Source organism: Inhella proteolytica (genome assembly GCF_016093275.1).
GTDB classification, from domain to species: Bacteria; Pseudomonadota; Gammaproteobacteria; order Burkholderiales; family Burkholderiaceae_C; genus Inhella; species Inhella proteolytica.
Map to the genome: position 1 here is coordinate 1 of NZ_JAEDAK010000041.1, position 1,456 is coordinate 1,456.

At 76.0% G+C, this 1,456-nt stretch carries 2 protein-coding genes; one reads left to right on the plus strand and one right to left on the minus strand.

Going from position 1 to position 1,456, the window contains the following annotated elements; translation table 11 throughout:
• Positions 1-822, minus strand: an 822-nt coding sequence (gene mnmC2 / locus I7X39_RS22955; RefSeq protein ID WP_198113691.1) for a tRNA (5-methylaminomethyl-2-thiouridine)(34)-methyltransferase MnmC2, incomplete at its 3' end; no start/stop codon positions are given.
• Between the two features lie 19 nt (positions 823-841).
• Between mnmC2 and I7X39_RS22960 the strand changes: the two genes are divergently transcribed.
• A partial coding sequence (locus tag I7X39_RS22960) for a CoA transferase (RefSeq protein WP_198113692.1) occupies positions 842-1,456 on the plus strand: 615 nt, incomplete at its 3' end.

Below are 1,456 nucleotides of genomic sequence, written 5' to 3' on the forward strand. Positions count from 1 at the left end.
GGCAGCGCAGGCCGCACCGGCCAGGCCGGCGCCCAGCACCAGGGCCTCGCGCGCCTGCGGCGCCAGGGCGGTGTGCGCGGCCGGGCGCGGCGGCTGGAAGCGCGGCGCGAAGCGGGCCTGCAGGCGCTGTGCCTTGCCGCCGAAGCCCGGCACGCGCTGCACTTCGAAGCCCGCCTGGGTCAGGGCATCGCGGGTGGCGCGTGCCACGCTCCAGGTGGCGGCGCGTGCCCCCGGGCGCGCCAGCCGGCCCAGGGTCTGCAGGGTGCGGGCGTCCCACATGGCGGGGTTGCGATCGGGCGCGAAGCCGTCCAAGAAGAAGGCATCCACCTCGGCGCGAAAGGCCGGCAGCGTGCTGCTGATGTCGCCCAGCGCGAGCAGCAGGCTCACAGCGCCGTTCTCGAAGTCCAGCCGGTGCAGCCCCGGCGCCAGCGGCGGCCAGGTCGCCACCAGGTGCCCGGCCAGTTCCTCCAGCTCGGAGTCGGAGTGGGCGGCGGCCAGCTCGGCTCGCTGCAGCGGGTAGCGCTCCAGGCTCAGGAAGAACAGTCGGCGCGGGCGTTGCGGGTCCGCCCGCCAGGCCTGCCAGGTGGCGAGGAAGTTGTTGCCCAGGCCGAAGCCGGTTTCCAGGATGACGAACTGCGCACGCTCGCGCCAGGCTTCGGGCAGTCCATTGCCCTGCAGAAAGACCTCGCGCGCCTGCGCCAGCGCGCCGGCACGCGAGGCGTAGCCGTCCTGGAAGCGCTCGGAACGCCAGTGCAGGGGGTCGTCGGTGTTCAGTGCCGCCGGCTCCAGCGGCGGCGGGGTCTCGGGGGTGGGGGAGGGCATCTGCCTATCATCCCCGAGCATGTCCTCCCCCCGCTTTCGCCCCCTGCGCGGCCTGCGCATCCTCAGCCTGGGTCTGAACCTGCCGGCCCCCGTGGCCCTGCAGGCTTGCCGCGCCCTGGGCGCGCAGGCGCGCAAGCTCGAACCGCCGGCCGGCGACCCGGTGGCCACTTTCGCGCCGGCGCTCTACCAGGCCCTGCATGAAGGCGTGAAGGTGCTGCGCCTGGACCTGAAGCAGGCTGCCGGCCAGGCTGCGCTGCAGCGCGAGCTGGCGCGCAGCGATGTGCTGCTCAGCTCTTTTCGCCCCAGCGCCCTGCAACGCCTCGGGCTGGGCTGGCGCACGCTGCAGCGCCAGCACCCGCAGCTCTGGCAGGTGGCCATCGTGGGCGGCTGCGGCGGCCGCGCCGAGGAGGCCGGCCACGACCTGACCTACCAGGCCGAGGAGGGCCTGCTGCCCCCCGCCGGCCTGCCGCGCACCCTGCTGGCCGATATGGGCGGCGCCGAGCAGGCGATGCAGGCCGTGCTGCAGGCGGCGCTGGGCCGCGCCCAGGGCGCCCGGCCGCGCCGCCTGGAGGTGGGCCTGGCCGACGCCGCCCGCGCCCTGGCCGCCCCGCTGCGCTGGGGCCTGACGGCGCCC